Genomic DNA, 6,498 nt, shown 5'->3' with positions numbered 1-6,498 from the left:
GGCGAAGATCGGATTTGTTCCAAAAGCGACCCCATAATCATCCGGGACATGACATGAACTCGACCGTGTGGTGATCGCTGGCGATCGTCGGGTATTTCTGGAACAAGGGCGAGGCGTCGGGGTTCTCGACGTCGCTCTCGATGGCCATCAGGCCCTCCTTGCGGGCCTTTTGCAGAATGTCGTACAGCAGCCCCAGCAAGTCCATGAACCGGGCCTTGGTGTACTTGGAGCCCTTGAAGCAGGCCCCCAGCCCCCGGCCGACGCCCTTGAGCACCTTCATCAGGTTGCCGGCGATGAACGCCCCGATGGCCGCGCCGAAGATGGTGATCATCTCGAAGGGCAGCGCCTTCATGATGACCCCGATGTTGCCACCGTGGATGATGAAGACACCGAAGATACAGCCGATGGCCACCAGCCAGCCGACGATGACGAACATGGGGCGTGTCCTGTCTATACGTTGCGAAGCATTGTATCGGCATACCCTAACGGGTTAGGCGCGGCCTGCACGCCCCCCGACCCCCGGGACGCGGCGTCCGGGCCGCACCCCCAACGCATCCAGCCAGATGGCGTAGCGCTGCCACAGCCGCCATCCCCGCCACGCCCACCAAACCCCGCGCCACACCAAACGCGGGCGACGCAGGAGCAGCACCGCCGCACCGGCCACGGGCACCCAGGGGTGGGCGCGCATCCAACGCCAGCCCTCGCGTGCGCGATCGGCCCAGTCCATGGCCGGTGCCAGCGCGGCGCCGTGCATCGCCAGGCGCTCGCGCAGCTCGGTCGAGCGCTGCTGCAGCGCCTGCCGGCGCGCGGCGAGGCGCTGGCGTGCCTCACCCCCGGCCACGCAGGCGCTCCATGTCACGGGCCAGCTCGGCGGTGCTGGCGGCAAACCAGCGGACCCCGCGCAAGCGGCGCTGCGCCCACGCGAGCGCGACGGCGCCCAGCGTCAAAAACACTGCAGTGAAGACCGCCAGAGCCAACAGGCGGTGGCTGTCCCAGAGCAGCACCGTCAGCAACACCGCCAAAAAACCCAGCCCAAGCGACAACAGCACGGCGGCGACCACCGCCGCACCGATCGCTCCGGCGATGTCCTGGCCGTGTTCGGCCGCCTCGACGCCCAGCAGCGCCAGGCGCACGCGCAACAACTCGGCGGCATCGTGCAGCCAGCCCCGAACGGCCGACCCGAACGATTCCGACGCAGCGCTGCCCGCCGCCCCTTCGTCTTGTGCCATGCCGTTGGCTTGCAGAGCGGCAACCGCCCCGGCGCGGTCAATCAGCGGCGACCGATCAGCATCCCCACCAGCAGGCCAATGCCGGCGGCCACACCGATGGCCTTCCAGGGATGCTCATGCACATAGTGGTCGGTGGCTTTGGCCACTTCGCGCGTGCGCTCGCGCAGGGCCGCTTCGGCATCGGCCAGACGGTGCCGCGCCGAGCGCAGGTTGTCTTGCAGGCGCTCACGCAGTTCGGCCACCTTCTCCCCCGTCGATTGGGCGGTGGCCGCCAGCAGTTCCTCTGCATCCGCCACGACCACCTTCAGGTCGGCGACGAGCTTGTCCTTGGGTTGCAGCGTGTTGTCGGTCATGAGAGGGCTCCTGTGGTGACAATCGGTCCCACTGTATCACGCCGGCTGCGGGTTGCGCAGGCGGATGTGCAGTTCGCGCAACTGTTTCTCGTCCACCGGGCTCGGGGCGTGCGTCAGCAGGCACTGCGCGCGCTGCGTCTTCGGGAAGGCGATGACGTCGCGGATCGACTCGGCGCCGGTCATGAGCGTGATCAGGCGGTCCAAGCCGAACGCCAGCCCGCCGTGCGGCGGCGCGCCGTACTGCAGCGCATCGAGCAGAAAGCCGAACTTGGCGCGCGCCTCCTCCGGGCCGATTTTCAGTGCGGCAAACACCTTGCTCTGCACGTCGACGCGGTGGATGCGCACCGAGCCGCCGCCCAGCTCCCAGCCGTTGAGCACCATGTCGTAGGCCTTGGCCAGGCACGCGCCGGGGTCGGTGTCCATCAGGTCCTCATGGCCGTCTTTGGGCGCGGTGAAGGGGTGGTGCACCGCCACCCAGCGGCCCTCGTCCTCGTCGTACTCGAACATCGGGAAGTCCACCACCCACAGCGGCGCCCAGCGGTCCTCGAACAGGCCGTTCTTGCGGCCAAACTCGCTGTGGCCGATCTTGACGCGCAGCGCGCCGATGGCGTCGTTGACGATCTTGGCCTTGTCGGCGCCGAAGAACAGCAGGTCGCCGTTTTGCGCCCCGCTGCGCTGCAGGATGGCCTGCAGGGCGGCGTCGTGCAGGTTCTTGACGATCGGCGACTGCAGGCCGTCGCGGCCGGCGGCCAGGTCGTTGACCTTGATCCACGCCAGCCCCTTGGCGCCATAGATCTTCACGAACTCGGTGTAGGCGTCGATCTCGGAGCGGCTAATCTCGGCACCGCCCGGCACGCGCAGGGCAACGACGCGCCCGCCCGGCTGATTGGCCGGCCCGGAGAACACCTTGAACTCGACGTCCTTCATGACATCGGTCAGCTCGGTGAATTCCATCTTGACGCGCAGGTCTGGCTTGTCGGAGCCGTAGCGCGCCATCGCCTCCGCGTACGGCATGACCGGAAACTCACCCAGATCCACGCCAATGGTGTTGGCAAACACCGTCTTGATCATGCCCTGGAACAGGTCGCGGATCTCCTGCTCGGTCAAGAACGAGGTCTCGATGTCGATCTGCGTGAACTCGGGCTGGCGGTCGGCGCGCAGGTCCTCGTCGCGGAAACACTTGGTGATCTGGTAGTAGCGGTCGTAGCCCGCCACCATCAACAACTGCTTGAACAACTGGGGCGATTGCGGCAGCGCAAAGAACATGCCATCGTGCACGCGGCTGGGCACCAGGTAGTCGCGCGCGCCCTCCGGCGTGCTCTTGGTTAGCATCGGTGTCTCGATGTCGATGAAGCCGTTGGCGTCCAGGAACTTGCGCACCTCCATCGCCACGCGGTAGCGCAGCATCAGGTTGCGCTGCATGTAGGGGCGGCGCAGGTCCAGCACGCGGTGCGTCAGGCGCGTGGTCTCGGACAGGTGTTCGTCGTCGAGTTGGAACGGCGGCGTCACACTAGGGTTGAGCACCGTGATCTCGTGGCACAGCACCTCGATGCGGCCGCTGCGAATCGACTCGTTGACAGTGCCCTGCGGGCGTGCGCGCACCACGCCCTTGACTTGGACGCAAAACTCGTTGCGCAGGCCTTCGGCGGTGGCAAACATCTCCGGGCGGTCCGGGTCGCAGACCACCTGCACGGTGCCCTCGCGATCGCGCAGATCGACAAAAATCACGCCGCCATGGTCGCGGCGCCGGTTGACCCAGCCGCACAGGGTCACGGTTTGCCCCATCAGGGCCTCGGTCACCAGACCGCAGTAGGTGGTGCGCATGTGCATGGAAAAAACCTTGGGAAAACAGAAATCGAACGGGACTCAGGCCGACCCGCGCGCCGCAACGGCCGACGGGGGCAGCGGGCCCTTGCGGCCACCGGGCACGATGACGCCCATGGAAATGACGTACGTCAGCGCCTCGTCCACCGTCATGGCCAGCGGCACGACGTCACGGCGGTGCACCATCACGAAGTAGCCGCCCGTGGGGTTGGGCGTGGTGGGCACATAGACGCTGAGGTAGTCCTGGGGCGGGAGGTGGCGCGCGACGTCACCCCCGGGCGCCCCGGTCAAAAAGGCGATGGTCCACATGCCCTCGCGCGGCCACTGCACCAGCAGGGCCTGACGGAAGGCGTTGCCTTTTTCGGACAGCAGCGTGTCCGAGACCTGCTTGACCCCCGAGTAGATCGAGCGCACCACCGGAATGCGCTGCAGCAGCGCATGCCACCAGGCCACCAACTGGTTGCCGACATAGTTGGACGCGAGCGCCCCAATACCGAGCACGATGGCCAGCGCCAGCAGCACCCCCATGCCCGGCACGCGCATGCCAAGCCAACGCTCCGGCTGCCACGCGGCCGGCAGGATGTCGAGCGTCTGGTCCAGCGTCGAGACCACCCACTCAAGCACCCATAGGGTGACGATCAAGGGGACAAGCACGAGCAGCCCCGCGAGCAGCCACCGCCGCAGGGCGCCGACCACACGCGCCCGGTCAATGACAGGCACAGGCCGCCCCGCACGGGGTGGAGCCCGCGGCATTGTCCGTCACCGTGGCCGCGCTGGCCCCCGCGCTGCCCGCCGCGGTGGCAGTGGCGGCGGCCGCGCCGGTGGACGCGGACGAGGCCGACCCGCCGCCGTTGCGGAAATCGGTCACGTACCAGCCGGTGCCCTTGAGCTGGAAGCCGGCGGCCGTCAACTGCTTGCGAAACGTCGCCGCGCCGCACGCCGGGCACACGCTCAGCGGCTCGTCAGACACCTTTTGCAACACGTCCTTGGCGTGGCCACAGGACTCGCACTTGTACGCGTAGATGGGCATGGCTGCACCTGCAAGGAACTTGAAGTTGGGACACCAATCCGGAAAAATTCTCCATTATAGGTGGGGTATGAGGACCCGACCTTCAAGGGGCGGGGGTCACCACAGGCGCATGCGCAGCCACCACTGCATGGCCATCAGGCCCGCGACGAAGCCAAACAGCACATAGATCACCATCATCAGCAGCCGCTGGGTGCGGCGCTGTTCCTGCACCAGGCGGTCGATCTCGCTGCGCAGGTCGGTCGGCCGCTGGCGCAGATAGCCGTGCAGCAGGCGCGGCAGCTCCGGCACCAGCCTGGCGTAGTGCGGTGCCTCGGCCTTGAGCTGGCTCCAGAATTTTTTCGGGCCCACCTGCTCCAGCATCCACCGCTCGAGGAACGGCTTGGCCGTGCTCCAGAGGTCCAGGTCCGGGTCGAGCTCGCGCCCCAGCCCTTCGATGTTGAGCAGCGTTTTTTGCAGCAGGACAAGCTGCGGCTGGATCTCGACATTGAAGCGGCGCGAGGTCTGGAACAGCCGCATGAGCACCAGCCCGAGCGAAATGTCCTTCAGTGGCCGATCGAAGTACGGTTCGCACACGGCCCGGATGGCCGCTTCGAGCTCATCGACGCGCGTGCCGGCCGGCACCCACCCCGACTCGATGTGCAGCTCGGCCACGCGCTTGTAGTCGCGCCGGAAGAAGGCCGTGAAGTTCTGCGCCAGGTACTCCTTGTCGAACTGCGTGAGCGTGCCGACGATGCCAAAGTCCAGCGAGATATAGCGCCCGAAGGTCTCGGGCTCGAGGGACACCTGGATGTTGCCCGGGTGCATGTCGGCATGGAAAAAGCCGTCGCGAAACACCTGGGTGAAAAAAATCGTCACGCCGTCGCGCGCGAGCTGGCGGATGTCCACGCCAGCCTCGCGCAACCGCTGCACCTGGCTGATGGGCACGCCGCGCATGCGCTCCATGACCAGCACATCGCTGCGGCAGTGGTCCCAATACATCTCGGGGATCAGCACCAGGTTCAAGCCGGCCATGTTGCGGCGCAGTTGCGCGGCGTTGGACGCCTCCCGCACGAGGTCGAGCTCGTCGTGCAGGTATTTGTCGAACTCCGCCACCACCTCGCGCGGCTTGAGGCGCCGGCCATCGTGCGACAGCCGCTCCAGCCACCCCGCCATGGTGCGCATCAGAGCCAGGTCTTTCTCGATGACCGGCAGCATGTTGGGGCGCAGGACCTTGACCGCCACCTCGCGCCCGTCGCGCAGCGTGGCAAAGTGCACCTGCGCGATCGAGGCGCTGGCCACCGGCTCGCGCTCGAAGGTGGCGAACACCGCATCCAGCGGGCGGCCGAAGGCGCGCTCGATGGTCGCGATGGCCACCTCGGTCGGGAAGGGCGGCACACGGTCTTGCAGCCGCGCCAGCTCGTCCGCAATGTCCGGGGGGAGCAGATCGCGGCGGGTGGAGAGCACCTGCCCGAACTTCACGAAAATCGGCCCCAGCCGCTCCAGCGCCTCGCGCAGGCGCTTCCCGCGCGGGGCCGACAGGTTGCGCCCGACCGTGACCAGCCGGCGCAGAGACGCCAGCATGGGGTGCCGAAAGCCCGACAGGACGAGTTCGTCGAGGCCGTAGCGCAGGGCGACCCAGACGATGAACCAGCCGCGCAGCCACCGCCTCATGGCGCCGTCCCGCCGCTGTCGTCCGGCGCGCGCCGGGGCGCGACACGCTCGCGCAACGCCGCCGCCCGCTCCCGGGCGGCCTGCGCGGCGGGGACGACCCAGGCGCGCAGGGCCGAGGCTGCCGTGCGGGCCGTCTGCACCAGGGTGTGGGCCATGGCGTCGCCCATCAGCCGGGCAAGGTCCTCCTCCACATCCCAGCGCACGTTGTCCACCAGCCACGCCACGTCGGCGGCCAGTTGCACATCCCCCTCGATGGCCACCGCGGGCTTGTCGCCCCGCGCCAGCTTGCCGGCCAGGGTCAGCGGGGACGGCTCGCCGATGGTGAGCACCAGATCGGCGCGGTCCTCGTCGGCCGCGCTCTCCAGCAGACCAGCCGGTGAAATACGCACGACCAGACCAATGTCCCCCGCCC

7 protein-coding genes and 2 pseudogenes are annotated in these 6,498 nt (G+C 67.8%); all 9 read right to left on the bottom strand.

Annotated elements, in window-relative coordinates; genetic code table 11:
- Positions 1 to 49: 49 nt before the first annotated feature.
- Positions 50 to 436: pseudogene (locus tag V7026_RS10695) on the bottom strand (motility-associated protein); the annotation flags it as partial.
- Between the two features lie 54 nt (positions 437 to 490).
- Entirely contained in the window at positions 491 to 841 is a 351-nt protein-coding gene (locus V7026_RS10690; protein ID WP_334155370.1) for a YqjK family protein, read from the bottom strand.
- Positions 828 to 1,229 carry a phage holin family protein gene (locus tag V7026_RS10685; protein ID WP_334155369.1) on the bottom strand — a complete coding sequence of 134 codons (402 nt, stop codon included), beginning with the start codon at positions 1,227 to 1,229 and terminating at the stop codon, positions 828 to 830. The genes V7026_RS10690 and V7026_RS10685 overlap by 14 nt, the downstream gene beginning before the upstream one ends.
- Before the next feature lie 41 nt (positions 1,230 to 1,270).
- Positions 1,271 to 1,582 carry a DUF883 family protein gene (locus V7026_RS10680; RefSeq protein ID WP_334155368.1) on the bottom strand — a complete coding sequence of 104 codons (312 nt, stop codon included), beginning with the start codon at positions 1,580 to 1,582 and terminating at the stop codon, positions 1,271 to 1,273.
- Positions 1,583 to 1,618: 36 nt separating this feature from the next.
- Entirely contained in the window at positions 1,619 to 3,412 is a 1,794-nt protein-coding gene (aspS, locus tag V7026_RS10675) for an aspartate--tRNA ligase (RefSeq protein ID WP_334155367.1), read from the bottom strand.
- 36 nt (positions 3,413 to 3,448) lie between these two features.
- Positions 3,449 to 4,126: a DUF502 domain-containing protein gene (locus V7026_RS10670; RefSeq protein ID WP_334155366.1), complete on the bottom strand. Its 678-nt coding sequence runs from the start codon at positions 4,124 to 4,126 to the stop codon at positions 3,449 to 3,451.
- Positions 4,113 to 4,436, bottom strand: coding sequence for an FmdB family zinc ribbon protein (locus tag V7026_RS10665; protein WP_334155365.1), 324 nt, complete (start codon positions 4,434 to 4,436; stop codon positions 4,113 to 4,115). The genes V7026_RS10670 and V7026_RS10665 overlap by 14 nt, the downstream gene beginning before the upstream one ends.
- 96 nt (positions 4,437 to 4,532) lie before the next feature.
- Positions 4,533 to 6,086, bottom strand: coding sequence for a ubiquinone biosynthesis regulatory protein kinase UbiB (gene ubiB, locus V7026_RS10660; protein WP_334155364.1), 1,554 nt, complete (start codon positions 6,084 to 6,086; stop codon positions 4,533 to 4,535).
- A pseudogene (locus V7026_RS10655) lies at positions 6,083 to 6,498 on the bottom strand (hypothetical protein); the annotation flags it as partial. The pseudogene V7026_RS10655 and the gene ubiB, both read right to left, overlap by 4 nt.

Origin of the sequence: Tepidimonas sp. (genome assembly GCF_036825565.1) — a bacterium.
Taxonomy (GTDB): Bacteria; Pseudomonadota; Gammaproteobacteria; order Burkholderiales; family Burkholderiaceae_C; genus Tepidimonas.
This window is presented reverse-complemented; position numbering and strand designations above follow the sequence as displayed.